Origin of the sequence: Mycobacterium kyorinense, from assembly GCF_001672775.1 — a bacterium.
Lineage (GTDB): Bacteria > Actinomycetota > Actinomycetes > Mycobacteriales > Mycobacteriaceae > Mycobacterium > Mycobacterium kyorinense_A.
The window spans coordinates 1-25,378 of the sequence record NZ_LZKJ01000125.1 but is presented as its reverse complement, the minus strand read 5'-3'; the positions used below and the strand labels follow the sequence as shown (position 1 = coordinate 25,378).

Annotated in this window: 23 protein-coding genes; 12 read left to right on the top strand and 11 right to left on the bottom strand. The window is 67.8% G+C overall.

The window, feature by feature from the left end:
* Positions 1-23: 23 nt before the first annotated feature.
* Positions 24-929: an alkaline phosphatase family protein gene (locus A5707_RS13550; RefSeq protein WP_065015060.1), complete on the bottom strand. Its 906-nt coding sequence runs from the start codon at positions 927-929 to the stop codon at positions 24-26.
* 82 nt (positions 930-1,011) lie between these two features.
* Here A5707_RS13550 and upp point away from each other — a divergent pair, with 82 nt between their 5' ends.
* Positions 1,012-1,635 carry a uracil phosphoribosyltransferase gene (gene upp / locus A5707_RS13545; protein ID WP_065014979.1) on the top strand — a complete coding sequence of 208 codons (624 nt, stop codon included), beginning with the start codon at positions 1,012-1,014 and terminating at the stop codon, positions 1,633-1,635.
* A gap of 1 nt (position 1,636) precedes the next feature.
* On the opposite strand, the gene A5707_RS13540 is transcribed toward upp, so the two are convergent.
* Positions 1,637-3,232 carry a phospho-sugar mutase gene (locus tag A5707_RS13540; protein WP_065014978.1) on the bottom strand — a complete coding sequence of 532 codons (1,596 nt, stop codon included), beginning with the start codon at positions 3,230-3,232 and terminating at the stop codon, positions 1,637-1,639.
* Positions 3,229-4,032, bottom strand: a complete 804-nt coding sequence (locus A5707_RS13535) for a purine-nucleoside phosphorylase (protein WP_065014977.1) — start codon at positions 4,030-4,032, stop codon at positions 3,229-3,231. Before A5707_RS13535 ends, A5707_RS13540 begins: the two co-directional genes overlap by 4 nt.
* 34 nt (positions 4,033-4,066) lie before the next feature.
* Between A5707_RS13535 and A5707_RS24165 the strand changes: the two genes are divergently transcribed.
* From A5707_RS24165 to A5707_RS13525, 3 genes are all read left to right on the top strand, one after another.
* Positions 4,067-4,204 (top strand): hypothetical protein, encoded by a 138-nt coding sequence (locus tag A5707_RS24165; protein ID WP_197495330.1) that lies wholly within the window; start codon positions 4,067-4,069, stop codon positions 4,202-4,204.
* Positions 4,201-5,370, top strand: a complete 1,170-nt coding sequence (locus A5707_RS13530; RefSeq protein WP_065014976.1) for an amidohydrolase — start codon at positions 4,201-4,203, stop codon at positions 5,368-5,370. Before A5707_RS24165 ends, A5707_RS13530 begins: the two co-directional genes overlap by 4 nt.
* A gap of 168 nt (positions 5,371-5,538) precedes the next feature.
* Positions 5,539-6,426 carry a hypothetical protein gene (locus tag A5707_RS13525; protein ID WP_065014975.1) on the top strand — a complete coding sequence of 296 codons (888 nt, stop codon included), beginning with the start codon at positions 5,539-5,541 and terminating at the stop codon, positions 6,424-6,426.
* Between the two features lie 78 nt (positions 6,427-6,504).
* Here the strand turns inward: A5707_RS13525 and A5707_RS13520 are convergent, their stop codons facing one another.
* A complete protein-coding gene (locus A5707_RS13520; protein WP_065014974.1) occupies positions 6,505-6,978 on the bottom strand; it encodes a gamma-glutamylcyclotransferase in 474 nt (157 codons plus the stop codon).
* Positions 6,979-7,157: 179 nt separating this feature from the next.
* Here A5707_RS13520 and A5707_RS13515 point away from each other — a divergent pair, with 179 nt between their 5' ends.
* From A5707_RS13515 to A5707_RS13505, 3 genes are read left to right on the top strand one after another with little or no spacing between them, the layout of a single operon-like run.
* Positions 7,158-8,564 (top strand): NAD(P)H-quinone dehydrogenase, encoded by a 1,407-nt coding sequence (locus A5707_RS13515; protein ID WP_065014973.1) that lies wholly within the window; start codon positions 7,158-7,160, stop codon positions 8,562-8,564.
* A gap of 57 nt (positions 8,565-8,621) precedes the next feature.
* The gene (locus tag A5707_RS13510; RefSeq protein WP_065014972.1) at positions 8,622-10,379 is read left to right on the top strand and encodes a glycerol-3-phosphate dehydrogenase/oxidase; all 1,758 of its coding nucleotides are present in this window, start codon (positions 8,622-8,624) and stop codon (positions 10,377-10,379) included.
* On the top strand, positions 10,376-11,221 hold the full coding sequence (locus tag A5707_RS13505; protein ID WP_065014971.1) for a pseudouridine synthase: 846 nt from the start codon (positions 10,376-10,378) through the stop codon (positions 11,219-11,221). The genes A5707_RS13510 and A5707_RS13505 overlap by 4 nt, the downstream gene beginning before the upstream one ends.
* Before the next feature lie 229 nt (positions 11,222-11,450).
* Here A5707_RS13505 and A5707_RS13500 read toward each other — a convergent pair whose 3' ends face one another.
* From A5707_RS13500 to A5707_RS13485, 4 genes are all read right to left on the bottom strand, one after another.
* Positions 11,451-11,678, bottom strand: coding sequence for a DUF6400 family protein (locus A5707_RS13500; RefSeq protein ID WP_065014970.1), 228 nt, complete (start codon positions 11,676-11,678; stop codon positions 11,451-11,453).
* A 146-nt stretch (positions 11,679-11,824) separates the two neighbouring features.
* Complete coding sequence (gene nei2 / locus A5707_RS13495) at positions 11,825-12,574, bottom strand: endonuclease VIII Nei2 (protein ID WP_065014969.1); 750 nt, start codon at positions 12,572-12,574, stop codon at positions 11,825-11,827.
* 230 nt (positions 12,575-12,804) lie between these two features.
* On the bottom strand, positions 12,805-17,313 hold the full coding sequence (locus tag A5707_RS13490) for an ATP-dependent helicase (protein ID WP_065014968.1): 4,509 nt from the start codon (positions 17,311-17,313) through the stop codon (positions 12,805-12,807).
* Positions 17,314-17,350: 37 nt separating this feature from the next.
* The gene (locus tag A5707_RS13485; RefSeq protein ID WP_065014967.1) at positions 17,351-18,010 is read right to left on the bottom strand and encodes a TetR/AcrR family transcriptional regulator; all 660 of its coding nucleotides are present in this window, start codon (positions 18,008-18,010) and stop codon (positions 17,351-17,353) included.
* Between the two features lie 135 nt (positions 18,011-18,145).
* Here A5707_RS13485 and A5707_RS13480 point away from each other — a divergent pair, with 135 nt between their 5' ends.
* From A5707_RS13480 to A5707_RS13470, 3 genes are all read left to right on the top strand, one after another.
* A complete protein-coding gene (locus A5707_RS13480; RefSeq protein ID WP_082969446.1) occupies positions 18,146-19,309 on the top strand; it encodes a methyltransferase in 1,164 nt (387 codons plus the stop codon).
* A gap of 85 nt (positions 19,310-19,394) precedes the next feature.
* On the top strand, positions 19,395-21,500 hold the full coding sequence (locus A5707_RS13475; protein ID WP_065014966.1) for a catalase: 2,106 nt from the start codon (positions 19,395-19,397) through the stop codon (positions 21,498-21,500).
* 7 nt (positions 21,501-21,507) lie between these two features.
* On the top strand, positions 21,508-22,185 hold the full coding sequence (locus tag A5707_RS13470; RefSeq protein WP_065014965.1) for a phosphodiesterase: 678 nt from the start codon (positions 21,508-21,510) through the stop codon (positions 22,183-22,185).
* Positions 22,186-22,188: 3 nt separating this feature from the next.
* On the opposite strand, the gene A5707_RS13465 is transcribed toward A5707_RS13470, so the two are convergent.
* Positions 22,189-23,703 (bottom strand): aldehyde dehydrogenase family protein, encoded by a 1,515-nt coding sequence (locus A5707_RS13465; RefSeq protein WP_065014964.1) that lies wholly within the window; start codon positions 23,701-23,703, stop codon positions 22,189-22,191.
* A 199-nt stretch (positions 23,704-23,902) separates the two neighbouring features.
* On the opposite strand from A5707_RS13465, the gene A5707_RS13460 reads away from it, so the two are divergent.
* Entirely contained in the window at positions 23,903-24,289 is a 387-nt protein-coding gene (locus A5707_RS13460; protein WP_065014963.1) for a hypothetical protein, read from the top strand.
* 11 nt (positions 24,290-24,300) lie between these two features.
* Here the strand turns inward: A5707_RS13460 and usfY are convergent, their stop codons facing one another.
* Entirely contained in the window at positions 24,301-24,615 is a 315-nt protein-coding gene (usfY, locus tag A5707_RS13455; protein WP_232000718.1) for a protein UsfY, read from the bottom strand.
* A gap of 108 nt (positions 24,616-24,723) precedes the next feature.
* On the bottom strand, positions 24,724-25,116 hold the full coding sequence (locus tag A5707_RS13450) for a phage holin family protein (protein WP_082969444.1): 393 nt from the start codon (positions 25,114-25,116) through the stop codon (positions 24,724-24,726).
* Positions 25,117-25,128: 12 nt separating this feature from the next.
* On the opposite strand from A5707_RS13450, the gene A5707_RS13445 reads away from it, so the two are divergent.
* Positions 25,129-25,341, top strand: a complete 213-nt coding sequence (locus tag A5707_RS13445) for a hypothetical protein (protein WP_065014962.1) — start codon at positions 25,129-25,131, stop codon at positions 25,339-25,341.
* Positions 25,342-25,378 lie beyond the last annotated feature (37 nt).

The following is a 25,378-nucleotide window of genomic DNA, read 5'->3' as shown; positions in this document are numbered from 1 at the left end:
TGCCGTGCCGGTGGCCGAGCGGGCTAGCCGACCCAGATGTCGGTGATGGCCGGCGCCCGCGCCGCCAACCCCAGCTTGGGCAGCCCGTACATCTGCTCCAGGGTGGACAGCAGGTTGTAGTGGCTCATCGGTTGACTGTAGGTGCCGGGCCTGACGTTGGCTCCGTAGAAGATCGTCGGGATCCGGTTGTTTTCAGAGTTGTCGTCCTCGTCCCAGGTCAAAATCAGCAAGCTGTTGTTGGCTTTCGCCCACTCGGCGTAGGCCGACAAATTCTGCTGCAGCCAGGTGTCGCCGCGGGCGATCGAGCCGTCGTGCATGTCGTTGTCGACGTTGGGGATGACGAATGAGACGGTCGGCAGGCTGGCGTAGTTCTGCGGTGGCGGAAATGCGGAGAACGGCAGCGAGTACGACGGCGGAATATTGCTGAAGTTGACCCACGGCGCGTGCTTGCGCGCGTACTTCGCGGTGCTGCAGACCTGCGAGCCGGCCGCCGGCAGCCCTTCGGCGAACCCGATGAAGGTGCGTCCCGAGGCCAGCAACTGCGCGCCCAGGTTCGGGGTGTTGGCGCCGTTGACCGGGCAGGTGTTCTCCTTGACCCCGAGTGTGCTTCCGGCAAACAGTGCGAAGTAATTCGGTTGGCTGGGATGCACTTCGGCGAACGATTGCGTCATCGACGCCCCACCGGCGGCCAAGGCGTTGATATAGGGGGCCGCCGCGTTGCCGATGATGTTCGAATAGGAGCGGTTCTCCTCCACGACGACGACGACGTGGGCCGGCGACGGGACGGTGGCGGCGGCAAAGCTCACTGGAGCTTTCGGCCCGGCGAAATGTGCTGTCGGCCACGACATCACGACGGCCAGCAACGCCAATGTGCCAAACAGGCTGACGGACCGGTATCGGTTGGCATAGCGCCCGCGACGGCGTCGCATGCCGGGAGTATAGGAGTCGATGTTCGGGCAGCCCGCGATGAACGCACGCGTGTCCAGCAGCAAAATACTAGGGTCGATTGCCGTGGAGGTGTGCGTCGTCGACCACCCGCTGGCCGCTGCCCGACTCACCACGCTGCGCGACGAACAGACCGGCAGCGCGGCGTTTCGCGCCGCGCTACGCGACCTGACGTTGATGCTGGTCTACGAGGCCACCCGGGATGCGTCCTGCGAGACCATCACGGTGCGCACACCATTGGCCCACACCGCCGGTAGGCGGCTGGCCAGGCCGCCGCTGCTGGTGCCGGTGCTGCGGGCCGGTCTGGGCATGGTTGATCAAGCGCATGCATTGCTGCCCGAAGCCCGAGTCGGGTTCGTGGGGGTCGCCCGCGATGAGCAAACCTTCCTGCCGGTCCCGTATTTGGAGTCGCTGCCCGAAGACCTGAGCGAGCAGGCGGTGATGGTGCTTGACCCGATGCTGGCCACCGGTGGGTCGATGGCGCACACCATCGGATTGCTGTGTCGCCGTGGCGCGGTCGACATCACCGTGCTGTGTGTGGTGGCGGCACCGGAGGGCATTGCCGCGCTGGAGGAGTCGGCTCCGACAGTGCGGCTGTTCACCGCTGCGATCGACGAGCGCCTCGACGAAAACGCCTACATTGTCCCGGGGCTCGGCGATGCCGGCGATCGGCAATTCGGTCCGCGCTGAGCTACCACCTTTGGATCGCGGCGATCAGGTCGTCACGTAGCGCGGCGGCGTGCTGGCGGGCGTGATCCAGGTCGTCGACGGGTGCACGGCGCACTTCCAGGTAGCACTTGAGTTTTGGTTCGGTGCCCGACGGGCGGACGACAACCCGGACTGACGTGTCGTCGGCACCGCCGGTGAAGACCAGCGCGTCGGTGCGCGGCGCGAGATCGGTTGTGCTGACGCCGTATCCGGCCAATTCTGCGGGATGGTTCGACCGCAACCGGCGCATGAACTCGGCGGCCTCGCCGCTGTCAGCCACCGGACGTGTCACGGCGCCCACGAGGTGCACCCCGTAGCGGCGCGCGAGATCGTCGAGCACATCGAGCACCGAACGGCCCTGGCCGATCAATGACGCCACCAGATCACACGCCAGCACCGCGGCGCTGATGCCGTCCTTGTCGCGCACCGCGTCCGGGTCCACGCAGTGTCCGATCGCCTCCTCATAGGCGTAGATCAAGGTGCTCTCCGGCAGGTCTTCGTCGGCGCGGGCCAACCATTTGAACCCGGTGAGGGTCTCGGCGTGCCGGGCGCCGTAGTGCGCGGCGATCGCGGCCAGCATCCGCGACGACACCACCGTGCTGGCCACCACACTCGTCGTGGGGGTATCAGCCTGGGCGAGGAGGTAATCGCCGAGTAGCCAGCCGGTTTCGTCGCCGGACAGCATGCGCCACCCCGACGGGGTGGGTATCCCGACGGCGCAGCGGTCGGCGTCGGGATCCAGCGCGATCGCGATGTCGGCGTCGACGTCGGCGGCCAGGGCGAGCAGCGCGTCGGTGACCCCGGGCTCTTCGGGGTTGGGGAACGCCACGGTAGGGAAGTCGGGATCCGGGGCGAATTGGGCGGACACCGTGTGCACGTCGTCGAACCCGGCGCGGCGCAAAGTTGCGACGGCGATTGCGCCGCCCACCCCGTGCAGCGGTGTCAGCGCTACTCGAACCGAACCCGCCGTCGAACGCCGCACATTGGCGGCCCGCTCGATGTAGCGGTCGTGCAGCGCGCCGGCTGCGGGTTCGACGGGTGAACGCGCGATGCGGTCGGCGAAAGGTGCTGCCGCCATGGCGCTTTCGATGTCGCGGTCGGTGGGGGAGATGATCTGAATGCCACCGTCGAAATACACCTTGTAGCCATTGTCGACCGGCGGGTTGTGTGAGGCGGTGATCTGGATGCCGGCCGCCGCGCCAATATGACGCACCGCGAACGCCACGACCGGCGTCGGCACCGGCTGCGGCAGGAGCAGGACGGAAAAGCCCTCGGCCGCAAGCACTTCAGCGGTTGCCGCGGCGAACGCATCCGAACCGTGCCGGGCGTCGCGCCCGACGATAACCGTCGAACCGGTCGAAGCGCGGCGTTTGAGCACTTGCGCCACCGCCCAGCTGGCGCGCAACACCACCGCGAGGTTCATCGCGTCCGGGCCGCCCCGCACCGGACCGCGTAACCCGGCGGTGCCGAACGTCAACGGCCGGGCGAACCGCGCCGACAGTTCAGCGGGATCGCAGCGGGCCAGCTCAGCGGCCGTCGCCGGATCTGGATCGTGCGCGATCCACTCCTCGGGACTCACAGCCGGGCGACGACGTCGGCCAGCAGCGAACCCATTCGGGTGGCCGAGGCGGAGCCGGCGGCCAGCACCTCGACGTGGCTGAGCGGTTCGCCGGTGATCCCGGCCGCCAGGTTCGTCACCAGCGATACGCCCAGCACCTCGGCGCCCGCCGCCCGCGCGGCGATCGCCTCGTGCACCGTCGACATTCCGACCAGGTCGGCTCCGAGCACGCGCAGCATCCGGATTTCGGCCGGCGTCTCGTAATGCGGTCCAGGCAACCCCGCATACACACCGTCGGCCAGCGCGGGGTCGACTTGTCGGGCCAACTCCCGCAGCCGCGGTGCGTAGGCATCGACCAGATCCACGAACTGCGGCCCGACCAGCGGGGACCGGGCGGTCAGATTCAGATGGTCGCTGATCAGCACCGGCTGACCGATGTCGAAGTCCGTGCGAAGACCGCCGGCCGCATTGGTGAGGATGACGACCCGGGCGCCCGCCGCGCAGGCCGCCCGCACCGGATGCACGACGTGCAGCAGGTCGTGTCCTTCGTAGGCGTGGATACGACCGGCCAATACCAGTACTCGGTGTTCCCCGATGCCGACCGACAACACCTCACCGATGTGCCCGACGGCGGTGGGCGGCGTGAACCCGGGCAACTCGGCCATCGGTAGGACTGCGGTCGCGGTGCCTAGCGCCGTCACGGCCGGCGCCCATCCCGACCCGAGCACAATCGCGACGTCGTGCTCAGCGACACCGGTGCCCTCGGCGATGAGTTTCGCCGCCCGTTGCGCCAGCGCGTCGGCATCGGGCGGACCAGTCACAATGCGCGAGCCTACTCGGTGAGATACTGCGAGAATGCCCACTGTCACCGCGTTGAATGCCGTCGACGATGCGGTGTGGCGCCGTGGCATCGACCTGGTTGATCTGTCCGAGGCAGTCCACCCTGAACCGGAATTGGTGTTCGCGCGCATCGTGTTTCGAGCGGCGCCATGAGCCTCGTCGACAGCGCCGAATCCTGGTTGGCCGCCCACTACGACGACCTGATCGAGTGGCGCCGCCACATCCACCGCTACCCGGAACTGGGCCGGCAGGAGTACGCCACCACCCAGTTCGTCGCGGAGCGGCTGGCCGATGTTGGCCTCAACCCGAAGGTGCTTCCCGGCGGCACCGGACTGACCTGCGATTTCGGCCCGGAAAACGAACCGCGGATCGCGCTGCGCGCCGACATGGACGCGTTGCCGATGGCCGAGCGGACCGGCGCTCCCTATGAGTCGACGATGCCCAACGTCGCGCACGCCTGCGGGCACGACGGGCACACCGCGATCCTGCTCGGCACCGCGCAAGCATTGGCTTCGGTGCCCGAACTGCCGGTCGGGGTGCGGCTGATCTTCCAGGCGGCCGAAGAGCTGATGCCGGGCGGGGCGATCGACGCGATCGCGGCTGGGGCGCTGTCCGGCGTCTCCCGGATCTTCGCGCTGCACTGCGATCCCCGGCTGGCGGTAGGGCGGGTCGCGGTGAAACCCGGCCCGATCACGTCGGCGGCGGACCGGCTCGAGATCGCGTTGTATTCGCCGGGCGGTCACACGTCGCGTCCGCACCTGACCGCCGACCTGGTCTATGGGATCGGCACCCTGATCACCGGGGTGCCCGGGGTGCTGTCACGCCGCATCGACCCGCGCAAAAGCACAGTGCTGGTGTGGGGCGCCGTCAATGCCGGGGTGGCCGCCAATGCGATCCCGCAGACCGGCGTGCTGGCCGGCACTGTGCGCACCGCCAGCCGGGAGACCTGGCAGAGCCTGGAGGGCATCATCCGCGAGGCCGTCTCGGCGCTGCTGTCACCGTTGGGGATCGAGCACACGCTGCAATATCACCGCGGCGTGCCGCCGGTGGTCAACGAGGAAGTTTCGACGCGGATCCTGGCGCATGCCATCGAGGCTGTGGGCCCCGATGTGTTGGCTGATACCCGGCAGTCGGGCGGTGGCGAGGATTTCTCCTGGTATTTAGAGGAGATCCCCGGAGCGATGGCGCGACTCGGGGTGTGGTCGGGCCAGGGGCCGCAGTTGGATCTGCACCAGCCCACCTTCGATCTCGACGAGCGCGCCCTGGCGATCGGCGTGCGGGTGCTGGTCAACATCGTTGAGCAGGCTGCCGGCTTCTGACTTCCGCCGCGAGCGTGCGTGTTTGTACGCCGACACGCCGCAAATGCTGTACAACGACGCACCCTCGACGCGAGGTGGACTATGCACAGCTGCGGCTTTATTCACAATCCGACCCGACACAGGTGAGGCCGAATCCGCGGGGCGCCCGATGTCCTGACGATGACGGCTATGAACAGGGAGCTGAACCGGCTGCTCGACGAGCAAGGAGGAGTAGTTACGTCCGCCCAGGCACTGAAGTTCCTAACCCGCCGCGGGCTTGAGTCGGAACTGAAACATGGTGCACTGCAAAAGATTTGGTATGGCATTTATGGGCACGGTGAGATCGACCGCCGGCTGCAGTTGCGTGGACTCGACCTCGCAACTGGTACAACTGTCGCCGTTTGTCTAAGCACTGCGGCCGCAGCGTACGGCTTTGACACCGAGGAGAGTCCGGATCTGCATGTGCTCAATCCGGCCGGCCAACAATTGCGGTCCGCAGACGGTCTGATCGTGCATCGCCGTAAGGGCGCTCCGTTGACTACGGTCGTTGACCGACCCGCTACCACGCCCGCATGGACCGCCATCGAGGTAGCTCGTGGCCTGCGCCGGCCGCGAGCACTGGCGACGCTCGACGCAGCCCTGCGCAGCGGCACATGCACCCGCGACAGCTTGGCGAGAGCCGTCAGAAGGCAGTCGGGTCGGCGCGGCATCGTCACCGTCCGCGAACTGCTTGCGTTGGCCGCTCCCGAGGCTGAGTCGCCAATGGAGAGCGAGGCGCGGTTGGTCATGATCGACGGAGGCTTACCGACGCCAGTGCTGCAGCACACAATCGTCGACGCGAACGGCAACCGATGGCGGGTGGATTTCGCCTGGCCCGAGTACCGGGTCGCCGCCGAGTACGACGGCGTCGACTGGCACAGCGGCCCAGGCGCGTTCTTCAGGGACCGCCGACGATCGGCGGCGTTGCAAGAACTGGATTGGGTGGCCATACCCATCGTGGCCGAAGATGTCAGGTACCGACCGGGTGACCTCGTCCGCCGGATTGACGGGCAGTTGCAGCGCCGCAAAGCGGCGTGATGCCCGCATCAAGGTGCACAGAATGCCGTCGGGAACGGCGTGTCGGCGTACAAACACGCACGCTCGGCGGCAAGGAGGTTACGTGCCGGGGCCGATGTTGCGGGCCGGGCGGGTGCGTATCTTGTGGACGTATTCCTCTGGCGCACCGGCGATTTCAGCGGCGTCAGCCATGACCCCGAGGTAGCGCGCCGACGGCAGACCGCCCTCCCAGGCGTCCACCACATACAGCCACGCCAGTACCGGATCGGTTGTGGTGTCCGACGACAACCGCTCCACCCGGCATCGGATCTTCTTGTGGATCCCCAGCTCGGATCCTTCCCAGCGGTCCAGGTTTTTCTCGTCGGACAATGTCACGTCGTAGAGCACGACGAACACCTTCGAGTCCGGGTCCTCGACGACCGTGGCCAGCGCGCCCTCCCAGCCGATGTCCTCGCCGCCGAAGGTCAGCCGCCAACCATGTAGCCAACCAGTTCCGGCCATCGGCGAGTGCGGCGCCCGCTGCAGCATCTGCTCGGGATGCATGTTCGACCCGTAGGCGGCGTAGAGCGGCACGTGGACAAAGCTTAGACGCCGCCCGCTCGCTCGGCGGTCATCCGACAAGTTAGCTAGCTCCGATGGCGCCGACCCGCTGCACTCGGCTGCGCCGAGTTTGCGATCGCCGCTAGCTCCGATGGCGCCGACCCGCTGCACTCGGCTGCGCCGAGTTTGCGATCGCCGCTAGGTTAGGGGCTGTGGCGACCCGCATCGTGATCATCGGCGGTGGGCCGGCCGGCTACGAGGCGGCGCTGGTGGCGGCTGCCCGCGATGCCGAGGTCACCGTCGTCGACTCCGACGGCATCGGCGGGGCAGCCGTGCTGGCCGACGTGGTGCCGTCCAAGACGTTGATCGCTTCCACCGGCGTGCGCACCGAACTGCGTCGCGCCCCCCACCTCGGCTTCGACATCGACATCGAGGACGCCAAGATTTCGCTCGCCGAGATTCACCAGCGGGTCAAGACCCTGGCCGCCGCCCAGTCCGAAGACATCACCGCCCAGCTGCTCAGCGCGGGCGTCGAGGTGATCGCCGGGCGCGGTGAGCTGGTCGACACCGCGCCCGGATTGGCCCGGCACTGCGTCAAGGTGACCGCTCACGACGGCGGCACCAGCGAGCTCGTCGCTGACTTCGTGCTGATCGCCACCGGCGCGAGCCCGCGGATCCTGCCGTCGGCGCAGCCCGACGGCCAGCGCATCCTGACCTGGCGCCAGCTCTATGACCTGGAGTCGCTGCCCGACCACCTCATCGTCGTGGGCTCCGGGGTCACCGGCGCCGAGTTCGTCAACGCCTACACCGAATTGGGCGTCGAGGTGACGGTGGTGGCCAGCCGGGATCGGGTGCTGCCCTACGAAGACGCCGACGCCGCGCGGGTGCTGGAGGAGTCGTTCGCCGAACGCGGCGTCCAGCTGGTCAAAAACGCGCGGGCAGACTCGGTGACGCGCACCGACGGCGGGGTCATGGTGAAGTTGACCGACGGCCGCACCGTCGAGGGCAGCCACGCGTTGATGACGATCGGGTCGACACCCAACACCGCCGGCCTGGGCTTGGATCGGGTCGGAATCGAGCTGGGCCGCGGCAACTATCTGGCCGTCGACCGGGTCTCGCGGACCTCGGTGCCCGGCATCTACGCCGCCGGGGACTGCACCGGGTTACTGCCACTGGCGTCGGTGGCCGCGATGCAGGGCCGGATCGCCATGTGGCACGCGCTGGGGGAGGCGGTCAGCCCGATCCGGTTGCGCACGGTCGCCGCGGCGGTGTTCACCCGGCCCGAGATCGCCGCCGTTGGGGTCCCGCAATCGGCCATCGACAACGGGTCCGTGCTGGCCCGCACCATCATGTTGCCGTTGAAGACCAACGCCCGAGCCAAGATGTCCGGACTGCGGCACGGCTTCGTCAAACTGTTCTGCCGCCAGGCCACCGGCGTGGTGATCGGCGGCGTGGTCGTCGCGCCCATCGCCTCGGAGCTGATCCTGCCGATCGCGGTGGCCGTTCAGAACCGCATCACGGTCAACCAGCTGGCCCGGACGCTGGTCGTCTATCCGTCGCTGTCGGGCTCGATCACCGAGGCTGCGCGGCGACTGATGGCTCACGATGATCTGGATTGACTCCCGGTAGCCTTGGGCCAGCGTCTACCGACGAGTAACCGACAGGAGCTCTGTGTCGTGAGCGACCCGATCCGCGGACCGGGCAGCGGGCAGTTCTGGCCGGCCTCCGCCTTGGGACCCGAACAACGTGCCGCTGCCTGGGAGCAACTGGGGACCGCGCAATTCGACGTGGTGGTCATCGGCGGTGGCGTCGTCGGCTCGGGATGCGCGCTGGATGCCGCCACCCGCGGGCTGAAAGTGGCGATGGTCGAGGCGCGTGACTTTGCCTCCGGAACCTCCAGCCGGTCGTCGAAGATGTTTCACGGTGGCCTGCGCTACCTCGAGCAACTGGAATTCGGGTTGGTCCGCGAGGCGCTCTACGAGCGGGAATTGTCGTTGACCACGCTGGCCCCGCATCTGGTCAAGCCGTTGCCGTTCCTGTTCCCGCTGACCAAGCGGTGGTGGGAACGCCCGTACGTGGCCGCCGGCATCTTCCTCTACGACCAACTCGGCGGTGCGAAATCCGTTCCGGCGCAAAAGCATTTGACCCGGGCCGGTGCGCTTCGGCTGTGCCCGGGGCTAAAGCGCAGTTCCCTGATCGGCGGGATCCGCTACTACGACACCGTGGTCGACGACGCCCGGCACACCATGACCGTGGCACGCACCGCCGCGCATTACGGCGCGGTGGTGCGGTCCTCGAGCCAGGTCGTGTCGTTGCTGCGGGAAGGCGACCGGGTGACGGGGGTGCAGGTCCGCGACTCCGAAGACGGCGCTGTCACCGACGTCCACGGTCATGTCGTGGTCAACGCGACCGGGGTGTGGACCGACGAGATCCAGGCATTGTCCAAGCAGCGCGGCCGGTTTCAAGTGCGTGCCTCCAAGGGTGTGCACATCGTGGTGCCGCGTGACCGCGTCGTGAGCGACGTCGCGATCATTCTGCGCACCGAGAAGTCGGTGATGTTCGTCATCCCGTGGGGCAGTCACTGGATCATCGGCACCACCGACACCGACTGGAACCTCGACCTGGCCCACCCGGCGGCCACCAAGGCCGATATCGACTACATCCTGGGCACCGTCAACACGGTGCTGGCGACCCCGCTGACCCACACCGACATCGACGGGGTGTACGCCGGACTGCGGCCGCTGCTGGCCGGCGAGAGCGACGACACCTCCAAGCTGTCTCGCGAGCATGCGGTGGCGGTGCCCGCGCCCGGCCTGGTCGCCATCGCCGGCGGCAAGTACACCACCTACCGGGTGATGGCAGCCGACGCGATTGATGCTGCGGCGCAATACATTCCGGCCCGCGTCGCGCCGTCGATCACCGAGAAGGTGCGGCTGCTGGGCGCCGACGGCTACTTTGCGCTGATCAACCAGACCGAACACGTCGGCGCGCACCGAGGGCTGCACCCGTATCGGGTGCGCCATCTGTTGGACCGCTACGGGTCACTGATCGGGGAGGTGCTGGCGATGGCCGACGACCGTCCCGACCTGCTCGACCCGATCGCGCAGGCGCCGGTCTACCTGAAGGTGGAGGCGGCCTACGCCGCCGCCGCAGAGGGCGCGCTGCATCTGGAGGACATTTTGGCCCGCCGGATGCGAATTTCGATCGAGTACCCGCACCGCGGCGTCGACTGCGCACGTGAGGTGGCCGAGGTGGTCGCGCCGGTACTGGGCTGGAGCGCCGCGGACATCGACCGCGAGGTGCAGACGTATACCGCGCGGGTGGAAGCCGAAGTCCTGTCGCAGACCCGGCCCGACGATGAGTCCGCGGATGCGTTGCGCGCCAGCGCTCCCGAGGCCCGCGCCGAAATTCTCGAGCCGGTGCCGTTAACGTGAGACCCGCGCCGTTGCCGGTCCGCGACGGACTGGGGCCGGCGCGGGTGCGGCTGCGCGGCGGGCCGGTGCTGGCCGAGCTGAACGCCCGGTTCGGCGCGCGGGCACGCGAGGTCGTCGACGCCGACGGGAGTCCGGTTGACGACACGACCGTGCTGCCGACGGGTGCCAGCGTCTACCTCTACCGCGAACTGGCCGACGAAGTTCCGGTGCCGTTCGGCATCCCGGTACTTCATCGAGACGACGACATCGTCGTCGTCGACAAGCCCCACTTTTTGGCCACCATGCCGCGCGGCCGCCACGTCGCGCAGACCGCGCTGGTGCGGTTGCGTCGCGAGTTGGGTCTGCCCGAGCTGAGCCCGGCGCACCGGCTGGACCGGTTGACCGCCGGGGTGTTGTTGTTCACCACCCGCCGCGAAGTGCGCGGCAGCTACCAGACGATGTTCGCTCGCGGAGCGGTCAGCAAGACGTATCTGGCGCGCGCAGACGTGGACCCGCAGGCCAGGTTGCCTCGGGTGATCCGCAGCCGAATCATCAAGCGGCGAGGCCATTTACAAGCAGTCGAGGAACCGGGCGAACCCAACGCCGAAACGCTGGTCGAGTTGCTCTCGCCCGACGGGCTGTACCGGCTCACGCCTCGGACCGGGCGGACCCATCAGTTACGCGTGCACATGGCGTCGATCGGCCTGCCCCTCCACGGGGACCCGTTGTATCCCAACGTTATTGACATCGCTGCCGACGATTTCAGTGCGCCGTTGCAGTTGTTGGCGCACACGCTGGAATTCGACGACCCGATCAGCGGAACCCGCCATACCTTCGTCACCCGGCGTCGGCTGGGTTTTTAAGCGGCTTTCTTTGCCGGCCGTCGTCGCAGTATCGGATCGCACGACCACAGCCGGGTACAGGCCGGACATTGTAAAAACACCAGCCGGCCTTCGTTGCTGAGCAGATACTGCCAGTGGCTGCCGCAGTTGCGGTTGTCCTCGCAGTCCGGGCAGCCAGTTCCCTGGTCGCAGTGCGGGCAGGGGAGCCACGCCCGCCGGCTCGCGTCAGCGTCCGGGTCGATGGGCAGAGTCATTCGTTGTTCCAATCCGGGAGCACACCGGCAGTGACCAGCTCGTCATAAGCTCGCTGCTGCTGCTCATCCAGACCCGAATAGAGCATGCGGTATGCCTGCTCCTCGTCGGCCAGGGCCCGAACCGGGTCCCAGTCGTCGCCGATCGCGTCCAGGATGGCGCTGCGCCGGCGCACCTCGTCGAGGCTGAGGTCGCAGGCGCACACCAGGTCATAGCGGATAGCCATGGGTGCCCCCATGTTGCATGTTGGTTGGATTTTCGACCGATCAAGATTGCCGTCGGTGCTGAGGCGACACGGGAGCGACATCTCCGCGTGGTGTCAGTCCTCGACTGGATACCCGTTCGGGTGCGGTGGCTACACCTTCGTTTTGGCTAGCGCTGGCATGACGGGCACCAGAACGCGACCCGGTCGGCGGTGTGGTCGGATGCGATTGCCGTGCCGCAGCGCCGGCATGGCTGCCCGGCGCGTCCATATACCCACAGCTGACGGCCACGACGGGTATCGCCGGTCGTGCAACGCGACCAACGGGATCGATTGGCCCACAACATGTCCCGCGCCCGCACGGCCAGCCGCTGGGGATCGGCAAGCGCGGTGACCGGTGCAGTCGGTAAAAGGCCGCTGACGAAGCATAGTTCGTTGCAGTAGACGTTGCCGATGCCGGCCATCACCCGCTGGTCGAGGAGGGCCTCGGCCAGCGGCCGCTGCGGATCGGCCGTCAGGTTGGCGGCGGCCAGCCGCGGATCCCAGTCCGCTCCCAGCAGGTCCGGTCCCAGATGAGCCACCGCGTCCTGGTCGTGCGCCCGGTCGAGGATCTCCAGCACGCCGAGGTCGATTCCGGCCGCCCGGACGTCGCCGGCTTCCAAGATGATCCGCACCCGGTGATCGGGCGGACGGGTGGTAACCCGCCAGCTGCCGTCCATCTTCAAATGGGAATGGATGCTGGCCGACCCGGTCCGGATGAACAAGTGCTTGCCGCGGCTGAGCACTTCGTCGACGACCTGCCCGGTCAGGTCGACCGTGGCGAACCGGGGCACCCGGATGTCGCAACGCGTCAGGGTCTTGCCGGCTAACGCCTGGCGCAGCGCAGCAGCGGTGTGCCAGACGGTGTCACCTTCAGGCATGGTCCCAGTGTCCGGCAAGCTGGCGGGGAATCACTCTTGTATCGCCAGTCACACCCGCACCCGCCCTCGGCCATGACATGCTGCTGCAAAGCGATGGCGTATGTGATATCACGGCCACCGGCCGCAAGGGCGATATCAAATGCGATACTAACTTCGATGAGGCACTCATTGTCGCGCCAGCGACGGATGAGGCCACTGGGACTCATGGGCCAGGTGGTTCGCGAGTCGGCTCACGGTCGCAGCCGCAGCCCGCGTGGAGTGCGGGTGAACCCGGCATCGGTCAACGCCGCATGGACCGGCGAGTCGCGCAGCTCCAGCACCGGCACGCCGTTGATCCGCTCAACCAGGAGCGAGTCGATGCGCCGCATGCCGACCACCTCAGCAACGGCGGCGGCGGCCGCGCGGCCGGCCTCGGCGTCGTCGGTGAAACTCAGCAGTGACCGGCCGCCACGCTCTACAAACCAGGCCAGCACGCCGTCCACCAGCACGACCAGCGCACCGGCTTTGCGGCCGGGCCGGGCCGCGGTGCCCTCGCTCGGCGGCCAGGGCAGCGCGGCGCCGTACGGATTGGCGGGATCGGCGGCGGCCAGTACCACCGCCCGGTACTCGGGGCGTTCCGGGTCGACGCCGTCGAGGTAGCTGCGCAGCCGGTCCACGGTCGACGCGACGGCGAACTGCGCGCCGCCCAGCGACTCGACGAAGTAGCCGCGCTGGCAGCGGCCGGCATCCTCGAAGGCCGTCAACACCTTGTAGAGCGTGGCGAACCCGCCGGGAACAGCCTCTGCGGATACGGCGCCGCGGGTCAGCACGCCGTGGCGGTTCAACAGCAGCTCGGCCTGGTAGTGGGCCCGCAGCGTCGAATCCGGCTCCGGGGCCGGCAATGCCGACCACCGGCCGGCCACCGTCGCGTCGGTGGCCCGCGTCTGGGCGTGCGCGACGCTATAGCGGCTCAGCCGCGGTGGACGGCGGTGGCGGTGCGCCGGCGCGGAACGTTTGCGGGCGCCGGGTCCGCCGCCGAGCACCGCGCGCACCGGCGCGAACGTGTCGCCGGTGACCCAGCCGGCCCAGATCAATTCCCACAGCGCGGCTTTCAGCTCGGCCTCGGCGATCCCGTCACCGAGCTGCCGGAAGAAGAAGGCGCCCCCACCGGCCAGCGTGTCCAACACCGCGCGGTGGGCGTCGGCGAACTCGATGTCGGTGCTCGCGGGCAGCGTCAACGGCGCCGCGTCGGCGGCGTGGAAAATGATCCAGCCGTCGGAACCCGAGATCGACCCCGCACCCGACCAGATGACTTCCCCCGACGCCAGCAGCTCGTCGAGCATCGCCGGCGAATAGTCGCGCACTCGCGGTCCCAGCACCAGCGGTTCGATTGCCGAGGCGGGCAACGGGACGCCGGCGAGTTGATCAATCACCGCGGCAAGGCCATCCGTGCCGGCGTTGGTCGACGACCCCACCTGATGCCACCCGGGCAGGAACCGTGCGTAGGCGGTAGTGCTGACCGGCTCGACTTGCGCGCGCAGCGCCGCCAACGAGCGGCGCCGCAGAATCCGCAGCACCTCGACGTCGCACCACTGGTCGCTGGAGGTCTCAGCGGTGAACTCGCCGCGCACCAGTCGGCCGTCGACGGCCAATCGGCCCAAAACGTCGCCCGCCACCCGCAGGCCCAGGCCAAACCGCGCGGCGGCCTCGGCCGTGGTGAAAGGCCCGCGGGTGCGGGCATAGCGTCCCAGCAGCTCGCCCAGCGGGTCGGCGACAGTTTCGGTGAAACTGGCCGGCACTCCGACCGGCACCGCCACGCCGACCCCGTCGCGCAGCCGCCCGATGTCCTCGATGGCCACCCACCAATCGCCGCCGGCAAACGACACTGTCAGCGCCCGTTTGGCGGCGCGCAAACCTTCCAGCCAGCCGCCCACGTCGGCGCCGCCGGCGCGCGCGCTGATCTCGGCTTCGGTCAATGGGCCTAGCAGCCGCAGCAGGTCGGCCACCGCCTCGGCATCGCGGGCGGCCTGGTCATCGGCGAGGTGCTGTAACTGCCGGCCGGTGGCGGCGACCACACTCGGGTCGAGCAGCTCGCGCAGCTCGACACGGCCGAGCAGCTCGGCCAGCAGCGTGGCGTCCACCGACAGCGCGGCGGCGCGGCGTTCGGCCAGCGGGCTGTCGCCCTCGTACATGAACGCCCCGACGTAGCCGAACAGCAGCGACGCCGCGAACGGCGACGGCGTTGCGGTCTCGGTCTCCAAGACCCGCACCCGACGCTGGGCGATCTCGGCCATCAGCGCCGTCAGCATGGGAACGTCATAGACGTCCTGCAGGCATTCGCGCACCGTCTCCAACACGATCGGGAAGTCGGGGTATTTGCGGGCCACGTCGAGCAGTTGGGCCGCGCGCTGGCGCTGATGCCACAGCGGCGAACGGCGGCCCGGATGGCGGCGGGGCAGCAGCAGCGCGCGGGCCGCGCACTCCCGGAAGCGCGACGCGAACAACGCCGACCCGCCGACCTCGGCGGTGACGATCGGGTCGATCTCGTGGGCGTCGAAGACGAACAACTCGGCTCCCGGCGGACTGTCCGCGGCATCCGCGTCGGGCAGCCGCACCACAATGCCGTCGTCGGAGGCAGTGGGCTTCTCGTCGATGCCGTAGCGCTCCCGCAGCCGACAGCTGACCGCCAGCGCCAGCGGACCATGCACCCGCAGCCCATAGGGCGAATGCAGGATCACCCGCCAATCACCGAGTTCGTCGCGGAACCGCTCGACCACCAGGGCGGCCTCGGTGGGCACCACCGCGGTGGCAGTGCGCTGGTCATCGAGCAGCCGCCACAAATTGTCGGTTGCGTAGTCGTTGAAACCCAAGTCGGCGCAACGCTTCTCAAACTCACCGCGGTCCAGGCCGGCCAGCTCACCGGTGAACGCACCGAGCGCAGCGCCCAGCTCGGCCGGGCGCCCGACGTCGTCGCCGCGCCAGAACGGTAGCCGGGCCGGCTGCCCCGGCGCCGGGATCACCAGCACCCGGTCATGGGTGATCTCGGTGATCCGCCAGCTCGTCGCGCCGAGCGAGATGACGTCACCGGGACGCGACTCGTAGACCATCTCTTCGTCGAGTTCTCCGACCCGGGAAGGCTTTTCGGTCGCCAGGTATACCGCGAACAGCCCACGGTCGGGGATGGACCCGCCCGAGGTGACCGCCAGCCGCTGGGCGCCCGGGCGGGAGGTCAACGTCCCGGTGTCCCGGTCGTAGACCAGTCGCGGCCGCAGCTCGGCGAATTCGGTGGACGGGTACTTGCCCGACAGCAAGTCCAGGGTGGCCTCGAAGGCGCTGCGCGGCAGCGTCGCAAACGGCGCGCTGCGCCGGACCGTATCGAACCAGCGGTCGGCGTCGACCGCCTCCAGCGCAGCGGCGGCCACCGTGTGCTGGGCGAGGATGTCGAGCGGGTTGGCGGGCACCCGCATCGTCTCGATCTGCCCGGTGAGCATGCGCTGCACCGTCACCGCGCAGCCGATCAGGTCGGTGCGGTGTTTGGGAAACAGCACTCCCCGAGACGTCTCGCCCACCTGATGTCCGGCCCGGCCGATGCGTTGCAAGCCGCTGGCCACCGACGGCGGCGCCTCGACCTGAATCACCAGGTCGACCGCGCCCATGTCGATGCCCAACTCCAGGCTCGAGGTCGCCACCACCGCCTTGAGCCGTCCGCTTTTGAGGTCTTCCTCGACGACGGCGCGCTGCTCCTTGCTCACCGACCCGTGATGAGCACGAGCCAGCACGGCCTCAGCGCCGTAAGTCTGGCCACTGCCCAGCAGCTGGGCCGGCGCACCGCCGGCCACCTGCGGATTGGCCTCCGCCGGCAGCTCGACGCCGGAGCGCTCGGCGTGAATCTCATTGAGCCGTGCGGTGAGTCGCTCCGCCAACCGCCGCGAGTTGGCGAACACGATCGTCGAGTTGTGCGCTTCGATCAGGTCGACCAGCCGGGCCTCGACATCGGGCCAGATCGTGTTATTCGCCAAGTCGGCCATGTCCGGGACCGGCACCTGCACCGTCAGGTCAAACGTCTTGGCCGCGGCCGGCGCCACAATCGTCGTCGGGGCTGCCCCCGACAAAAACCGCGCTACTTCCTCAGGCGGGCGAACGGTGGCCGACAGGCCGATTCGCTGGGCCGGCCGGGGCAACAGCTCATCGAGGCGCTCCAGCGACAACGCCAGATGCGCACCGCGTTTAGTGCCGGCAATGGCATGCACCTCGTCGACGATCACGGTCTGCACGCCGGTCAAGGTCTGCCGGGCCGCCGAGGTCAGCATCAAAAACAGGGACTCCGGCGTGGTGATCAGCACCTCGGGCGGCTTGCTGATGAGTTGGCGACGGCGGGCGGGCGGGGTATCACCCGATCGCACGCCCACACCGATCTCGGGGGCGGGCAGGCCGCGTCGCTCGGCGACCCTGGCCATCCCGGTGAGCGGGGTGCGCAGGTTGCGCTCGACGTCGACGGCCAGGGCCTTCAGCGGTGACACGTAGAGAACCCGGGTGCCGGCTGGCCGCTCGGGCAACCCAGCCAAGCTGTCGATCGCCCACAGGAACGCCGCCAGGGTCTTGCCCGACCCGGTCGGGGCGATCACCAGGGTGTTATGGCCGTCGGCGATCGCAGACCAGGCATCGGCCTGGGCGGGCGTCGGCGCGGCGAAGGTACCCGCGAACCAGTCGCGGGTGACCGCGCTGAACCGCGCGAGTGGATCGGCCGGTGTGGTGCTCACTCAGCCATAGTGCCAAGGCGCTACGACAACGCAGTGGTCATGAGCGTTTGTCGGGGCCCACCGCTTCGAGCAGCTCGGGTGGAATGCCGGGAACCCGGGCAACCGCGTCGAGCAGCGTGTGCGCACACGCGTCAGCGAGCCGACTCGCTTCGATCGAGGGGTTCATGATCCGCTGCCGGCCCAGCTCGAACGTGAACGCGATCCAGCCGTGCACGATCACGTGCAAGTCCTTCTCCACGTCGGGCTCGAGTTGGTTTCCGGGCCCCTCGATATCGCAGATCCGCGACATGATGTGCATCATCAGGCGGTTCTTGGTCTCGTCGTCAATGCCCAGCAGCACCGGATCGGAGCGGCCCAGCCCGACATATGCCGCCCAAGAGGAGTGCGGATGCTGTTCGTGGTAGTACATGTACGCCAGCACACCCGCCCGCACCTCGTCGAAGAGCGTCAGCCCCAAGTCGGGAAGGTTGTGGGTGGCGTCGAACAACCGGTCGGCTTCGTCTTTGACCACCGCGGCGAAAAACGCCCGCTTGTCCGGAAAATAGTGGTACATCAGCGCACGCGAAACGCCGGCCCGCTCCGCGATCTCGTCGATGCGAACGTCGTCGTAGGGCCGCTGGCCGAAGACCTCCGCTCCGAGGGCTAGCAACTCAGCGCGCCGACTCTCGGGAGATAACCGCCGTCTGGTTGCTGGCATACCGCGATGTTACTTGCACATCCGGTTGCGCCGTTTGCTGCCGTGACATTCAGCCGAAACGTCCAATAAACCGGATTCGGGCAAATTTTCGACCAGCTGGACCGGCCCCCACGGGCGAATGGTAAAAGTTAGCCAATGGCACGCCGCGACAAACAAGTGCACAAGGCCGCCGCTGCATCGATCAGCTACCGGGCCCGCGACATCCGGCGTGAGCGGCTGATGATGCGAGTTTTCCAGAGCCCGTTGCTCGGTCGGGTGGTTCAGCGCATCGCCGGCCCGCAGCAGATCGTCGAGACCGGGATGGCGTTCTGGTCCTCCCGCCTGGTCCTGACCGCTGTCGAATGCGGGGTATTCACCGAGTTGGCCGAGGGGCCACGGTCGAAAGGGGAATTGATCGAAGCCTTCGGCTGGCATCCCCGGGCCGCCGGCGACGCGCTGGATGCGCTGGTTGCCCTCGGGCTGCTGCGCCGCGACCGGTCGGGGCGGTATTCGAACGCGGCGCGCAGCGCCCTTTTCCTGGATCGAGCCAAGCCGAGCTATGCCGCCGGACTGATGGAGCTGTCCAGCAAACGCCTCTACGAGCTGTGGTGCGGTCTTCCGGATCTGCTGCGGACGGGGCGGCCCGCGGCCGAAGAAGGACAGGGCGAAGACAAGTTCTTTTCCACGCTCTACCAGGATCCCGCGGCGATGCGGGAATTCCTGACCGGAATGACGGGCGTCTCGACCGCAGAAGCCACGCTGCTGGCTGTCCGCTTCCCCTGGAAGCGTTTTCGGTCGTTCGTCGACGTCGGCTCGGCCCAGGGGGCGCTTCCGGTGCGGGTCGCGCTCACCCACCGGCACCTACGCGGAATCGGTTTCGACTTCGCCGCCGTGCAGCCAATCTTCGAGGAATATGTCGCGTCGTTCGGGCTCGAGGACCGGATCCGCTTCATCGCCGGCGACTGCCTGGAGGAACCACTGCCGCACGCCGATGTCGTTTCCTTCGGCCATGTGTTCCACGGCTACAACCAGGCCACCCGACGGGAACTGATCGACAAGGCGTATGCCGCGATCCCCCCGGGAGGCGCCGTGGTCGTCTACGACGCCATGGTCGACCCCGGCCACCGCCACAACTACGCCAGCCTGTTGTCGAGCCTCAATGTCATGCTCGAGACCCGCGAGGGTTACGAGTCCTCGGTTGCAGAGTGCGTGGAAATGTTCCGGGCCCATGGTCTGGTCGACGTCAAGGCGCGCCACCTGATCGGGCCCACCTCGGCGGTGTTCGGATACAAGCCAGGCCAGTTGCCGCCGGCGAACTGACGCGAAGACGGCGAGCGCCTGCCGAGCGTTTGTCTAAATCCGGTATGGGTACCCAGCGTGCGAATTCCTATCCCGGAGGGACGCGATGGCAGACAACGAGAATGAAAAGCAACAGCAGCTTGACCAATACCGAGTCGACCGCAGTTCCGGGTACTTAACCACTCAGCAGGGAGTGCGGGTTGACCACACCGACGATGCGCTCAGTGCCGGTGCGCGCGGGCCCACGCTTCTGGAGGACTTCCACGCCCGCGAGAAGATCACCCACTTCGACCACGAGCGCATCCCCGAGCGCGTCGTCCATGCCCGCGGCAGCGGCGCCTACGGCTACTTCGAGCCCTACGACGATTCTCTTGCCGAATACACCGTCGCGAAGTTTTTGACCACACCGGGCAAGCAAACGCCGGTGTTCGTGCGGTTCTCCACGGTCGCCGGCTTCCGCGGTTCCGCCGACACCGTGCGCGACGTGCGCGGGTTCGCCACCAAGTTCTACACGGATCAGGGCAACTACGACTTGGTCGGCAACAACTTCCCGGTGTTTTTCATCCAGGACGGGATCAAGTTCCCCGACTTCGTGCATGCCGTTAAACCCGAGCCGCACAACGAGATTCCGCAGGCCCAGTCCGCCCACGACACACTGTGGGACTTCGTGTCGCTGCAGCCCGAGACGCTGCACACCATCATGTGGCTGATGTCGGATCGGTCGTTGCCGCGCAGCTACCGGATGATGCAGGGCTTCGGCGTGCACACGTTCCGCTTCGTCAACGCCAAGGGCGAAGGCACGTTCGTGAAGTTTCACTGGAAGCCGAAGCTCGGTGTGCATTCGCTGGTGTGGGACGAATGCCAAAAGGTGGCCGGCAAAGACCCCGACTTCAACCGGCGCGACCTGTGGGACGCCATCCAGGCCGGCCAGTATCCCGAATACGAGCTCGGTGTGCAGCTGGTCCCCGAAAGCGACGAGTTCAACTTCCAGTTCGATCTGCTCGACGCCACGAAAATCATTCCCGAGGAACAAGTTCCGGTTCGTCCGGTGGGCAAGATGGTGCTCAACCGCAACCCGGACAACTTCTTCGCCGAGACCGAGCAGGTCGCGTTCTGCACCGCCAACGTGGTGCCCGGAATCGACTTCACCAACGACCCGCTGCTGCAGTTCCGTAACTTCTCCTACCTGGACACCCAGCTGATCCGCTTGGGCGGACCCAACTTCGCGCAGTTGCCCGTCAACCGGCCCATCGCCGACGTCCGCAACAACCAACACGACGGCTACAGCCAAACCGCCATCCCGAAAGGCAAATCCAGCTACTACAAGAACTCACTGGGTGGCGGCTGCCCGGCGCTGGCCGACGAAGGTGTGTTCCGGCACTACACCGAAAAGGTCGACGGTCACAAGATCCGGCAACGGGCCGAGAGTTTCCAGGACCACTACAGTCAGGCCCGGATGTTCTGGAAGAGCATGACGCCGCCCGAGGCGAAACACATCGTCGCCGCATACGCTTTCGAGCTCGGCCATTGCGAAACCATCGAAATCCGGTCACGCGTCGTCGAACAGCTGAACCTGGTCGACCACGACCTGGCCGCTGCGGTGGCCGGCCAACTGGGCCTGCCCGTGCCTGACGAGCAACCCGTCGACGACAAGATGCCGGCCTCGCCGGCGCTGTCTCAGCTGAACACCGTCACCGACACCATCGAAAGCCGCAAGATCGCCATCCTGGCCGCCGATGGTGTCGACGTGCAAGGCACCGAACAGTTCATCGAGGCGATGCGGCAGCGCGGGGCGATCGCCGAAGTGCTGGCACCGATCGGCGGCGGGACGCTGTCCGGCGGCTCCGGCGGCGAGCTCGCCGTGGACCGTGCCATCAACAGCGTGGCGTCGGTGCTGTATGACGCCGTGGTGGTGCCGTGCGGACCCGACGCCATCGAAACGCTCTCGGGCGACGGGTATGCGCTGCATTTCGTGACCGAGGCCTACAAACACCTCAAGCCGGTGGCGGCGTTCGGGGCGGGCGTCAAGTTGCTGCCGAAAGCCGGCATATCCGAGCAGACCGCCGACAGCACGGATGTGGTCGACGCCCAAGGCGTGCTGACCACAACAGCGGCCGCTGCCGACCTTGGCGACGATTTCTTCGAGGCCTTCGCCGCCGCGCTGGCCAAGCATCGGATCTGGGAGCGAGAGACCGATTCGGTACCCGCCTGAGCTTGCCGTGAACCTCTCCGACGTTGCCACAACCCCGTTCCGGTGGGCGTCCGCGCTGCGCGGTCGCCGCATCTTCCACCCGGCCGGAGTGGTGGCCACCGGGCGGCTCGAACGGTCGGCCCCGCGGGGCCGCGGGCTGCCGGTCGCTTCGTGTGACGTGATCGCGCGGGTCTCCAAGGGCGCCGGAACCCCCGGCGCAGTGCCCGATGTCGTCGGCTTGGCCTGGAAGATGCCGCGGTTACAGTTCCCGCGAACCGGCTGGGACGTCTTGTTGGCCTCGACCGGGGCGCGCGTGCTGCCCCGGATCGGGTTGCGCCCGGTGACGTCGTGGCGCGGCGCGGTGCTGTCGAGCCTGATGCCGTTGCAGTATCAGCAGCAGTACTGGTGGATCCGGGCCCGGCTGATCACCGAAATCAGTGATCGCGGTGTGTCATTGGACAGCATCCGGGATCGCATCGGCGACGGCGGCATCGTGTTCGAGATCGAGCAAGCCTGCGGCACAGGAGCGTTCGAGTCGTTGGCACAACTGACCCTGGACCGGTTGGTGCCCGCGAACCAAGCTCGCGATGTGGTGTTCGACCCGACGATCCACGCCCCGCAGGACATCAGGCTGGCCCCCGGCTGGCTGACCGACCTGCGTCGCAGCGCCTACGAGCGCAGCCGCGAGGGCCGCGACACCCGGTGAACCTCAGCCGAAGTGCACGCCCTGTGCTAGCGGCAGTTGGTCGGAGTAGTTGATGGTATTGGTGGCCCGGCGCATGTAGGCCTTCCACGCGTCCGACCCCGACTCACGCCCCCCGCCGGTGTGCTTCTCGCCGCCGAACGCCCCGCCGATCTCGGCGCCGGACGTGCCGATGTTGACGTTGGTGATGCCGCAATCTGAACCGTCGATGAAGCGTTCGGCTTCCCGCATGTCGGTGGTGAAAATCGACGACGAAAGCCCTTGCGGAACGGCATTATTCACAGCGATAGCGTCGTCGAGATCGTCATAGGCCAGCATGTAGAGAATCGGCGCGAACGTCTCGGTCGCCACGATCGCCGTCGACGAGGGCATCCGCACGACGGCGGGCGCTACGTAATACGCGCCGGGTTGCCCGGCGTCGTGGCGCTCACCGCCGATCACCTGGCCGCCGTCGGCGCGCGCCTGATCCAGGGCGCCCACCATGTCGCGGTAGGCCGTCTCGTGGATCAGCGGTCCGACCAGGGTGGCGCTGTCGAACGGATCGCCGATCGCGAGCTGGCGGTAGGCCGAGACGACACGCGCTGAAACCTCGTCGGCGATCGAGTGGTGCACGATCAGCCGGCGCAGGCTGGTGCAGCGTTGCCCGGCGGTGCCGACGGCGGCGAACACGATGGCGCGCAGCGCCAGGTCCAGGTCCGCTGACGGCGTCACGATCGCGGCATTGTTGCCGCCCAACTCCAACAGCACCCGGCCGAACCGCTGCGCGACCCGCGGCCCGACCCGCTGACCCATCCGCACCGAGCCGGTCGCCGACAGCAGCGCGATCCGCTCGTCGTCGACCAGTTGCTCGCCGACCTCTGGACCACCCAGCAGCAGCCCGCTGACCTCAGGTGGCGCACCGACATCGCCGGCCGCCCGTTGGAGCAGCGCCTGGCAGGCCAGCGCGGTCAACGGGGTCAGTTCCGACGGCTTCCACACCACGGTGTCGCCGCACACCAACGCCACCGCGGTGTTCCACGCCCACACCGCAACCGGGAAGTTGAACGCGGTGATCACACCCACCACGCCGAGCGGATGCCAGGTCTCCATCAGCCGATGGCCCGGCCGCTCCGACGCGATGGTGCGCCCGTACAGCTGGCGCGACAACCCAACGGCGAACTGGCAGACGTCGATCATCTCCTGCACCTCGCCGAGCGCCTCGGCGGCGATCTTGCCGGTCTCGACGGTCACCAGGGTGGCGAGGTCGTGCCGATGCGCGGTGAGTAACTCGCCCAGGCGCCGCACCACGGCGCCACGCGCCGGCGCCGGGGTGGCGCGCCACGCCGGAAACGCCCGGGCGGCGGTTGCGACGACGGCCTCGTAATTGTCGGTCTGGGCGACGGTGAACAGCACATCGCCGGTGATGGGGGTGCTGGCCGGCAGGCCAGGTGCGCCCGGCTCGCCAAGCGGCCCCGGGGCGCCGATCGCGTCCAGTGCCCGGTGCACCCGGGCACGCAATTCGTCGGCGGTGGGCAGGTTCATCAGGGCGGTCTCCTGTGCAGTTGCGTCGTAGCGTGCGCGGCCGGTCGGCGGGGACGTTTACCCCCTCCGACCACTGGGTATAACCGCTCCCGCGCGTGAGCGCGACCGAGCCAGGTATGGCTGACTACGACCAGATGTAACTGATGCGACCGATCGGACGATGGATCTAGAGCAGCCGAACGCAGGATCGAGGTTCAGGATGCAGATATCGCGCCAACGGTCACGTGGCGACCATATCGAGCAGCATGACGGCGACATCGGGTCGGCTGTCCGATTCGCGGTGGTGGCGGGGGCCGCCGCGGTCGGGTTTTTCATCGTGGCCGCCTTGTGGGTCAGCACCTGTACGGGTCCGCTGGTTGTCGACACCACGGCCTGCGGCGCGCCGCAGCGCACGTTGCTGGCGTTCGGCGCGCCGGCGATACTGCTGGCCGGCGGATCGTGGGCATTCCTGCGGACCTACCGCGTGTGGCGTGACCGCCGAACCTGGTGGGCGTGGCAGGGCGCTGGGTGGTTCCTGCTGGTGCTGATGGTCCTGACGCTGACGATGGGCGTCCCGCCGATCGCCGGTCCCGCCTTGGCCGGCTGAGCGCCGTCGTCTCAGGTAGCGGGCTGGTGCGGCCGGCCTTCGCGGTGCGCAACGTGCCACTGCTCATCGATGCGGACCACGCGGCGGCGCTCCACGACGAACCACAGCGCGCCGGTTATCGTGCCGAGCACAGCGACCAGCACTGTCGTGCCGAGCCATTCGTAATGCTGGTAAGCGGCGGCTGCCGCTGTGCTGATCATTCCGGCCACGGCAACGGCAAGCAGGATAAAACCGGGCCAGAAAAGGTTGTCCTTCATGGAGATACCAGCGTGGGGCTGGGTGGTACGGAAGTGATCGCTCGGATCGTGATGCCTGTCTCCCATCATCGCGCCTTCCGTCGTAGGACGAGACAAAGACAATGCTACTCACGCGTCAGACGGTGGACCTGGCGAAACGCGGGCGTCGGCGCTGACCGCAGGGCAGCGTCGAAACAGTCAGCTCGAGCCGACGTCGTCGCGGGCGAACAGCTCGGGCAACATAACCGCCCCCACCGTTGTCACCAGCCACACCACCACCGTTGCGGCAACAAAAGATGCAAAGTCGTCGATAGCCAGCCCGCCCGTCGCAGCCGCGGCAACGATCAACGCGATCACGGTCAGGGCCAGGCCGCTGGCCCCCAGCAGCAGCGACGCATAGGCGCGGGGCAACCTCAAAACCCAGCAGGACAGAACTGCCTGCGCTATCGAGAACACCACGACGGCAACGACGAACCCAGGCACCGACACGGCAACACCCGGCACCACCCACGCCGCGACCACCAGTCCAATCGCCCACGCTGCCAGCAGCACAACGGCCCGCAGCAGCACTTGCCTGATGCTGACGCTCATGGCAATAAGCCTATGTCTCGCGGCCCGATCGACGGAGCCTTACGGGCGGTACTCCTCGCGGTCGTCCTCGTCGCCGACGCCGTCGAGCAGGACCAGGAAACCACATCCTTGCCGAGCGGCTTCGACGGCGAAATCCCGCCGGTAGAGGCGAATACCTCCGACTGGCATGAGCAGCACCAGGAGATCGTCATCGACGAGGACGACCGCGAGGAGTACCGCCCGTAAGGCTCCGTCGATCGGGCCGCGAGACATAGGCTTATTG

What these genes read in the sequence shown, in the direction of transcription:
- usfY (WP_232000718.1), bottom strand. Translation starts at nt 24,615, where the DNA reads ATGATGGGAGACAGGCATCACGATCCGAGCGATCACTTCCGTACCACC.
- A5707_RS13460 (WP_065014963.1), top strand. Translation starts at nt 23,903, where the DNA reads ATGCAGATATCGCGCCAACGGTCACGTGGCGACCATATCGAGCAGCAT.
- A5707_RS13475 (WP_065014966.1), top strand. Translation starts at nt 19,395, where the DNA reads ATGGCAGACAACGAGAATGAAAAGCAACAGCAGCTTGACCAATACCGA.
- A5707_RS13525 (WP_065014975.1), top strand. Translation starts at nt 5,539, where the DNA reads ATGAACAGGGAGCTGAACCGGCTGCTCGACGAGCAAGGAGGAGTAGTT.
- nei2 (WP_065014969.1), bottom strand. Translation starts at nt 12,574, where the DNA reads ATGCCTGAAGGTGACACCGTCTGGCACACCGCTGCTGCGCTGCGCCAG.
- A5707_RS13530 (WP_065014976.1), top strand. Translation starts at nt 4,201, where the DNA reads ATGAGCCTCGTCGACAGCGCCGAATCCTGGTTGGCCGCCCACTACGAC.
- A5707_RS13450 (WP_082969444.1), bottom strand. Translation starts at nt 25,116, where the DNA reads ATGAGCGTCAGCATCAGGCAAGTGCTGCTGCGGGCCGTTGTGCTGCTG.
- A5707_RS13550 (WP_065015060.1), bottom strand. Translation starts at nt 929, where the DNA reads ATGCGACGCCGTCGCGGGCGCTATGCCAACCGATACCGGTCCGTCAGC.
- A5707_RS13485 (WP_065014967.1), bottom strand. Translation starts at nt 18,010, where the DNA reads ATGCCAGCAACCAGACGGCGGTTATCTCCCGAGAGTCGGCGCGCTGAG.
- A5707_RS13500 (WP_065014970.1), bottom strand. Translation starts at nt 11,678, where the DNA reads ATGGCTATCCGCTATGACCTGGTGTGCGCCTGCGACCTCAGCCTCGAC.
- A5707_RS13480 (WP_082969446.1), top strand. Translation starts at nt 18,146, where the DNA reads ATGGCACGCCGCGACAAACAAGTGCACAAGGCCGCCGCTGCATCGATC.
- A5707_RS13465 (WP_065014964.1), bottom strand. Translation starts at nt 23,703, where the DNA reads ATGAACCTGCCCACCGCCGACGAATTGCGTGCCCGGGTGCACCGGGCA.
- A5707_RS24165 (WP_197495330.1), top strand. Translation starts at nt 4,067, where the DNA reads ATGCCCACTGTCACCGCGTTGAATGCCGTCGACGATGCGGTGTGGCGC.
- A5707_RS13445 (WP_065014962.1), top strand. Translation starts at nt 25,129, where the DNA reads ATGTCTCGCGGCCCGATCGACGGAGCCTTACGGGCGGTACTCCTCGCG.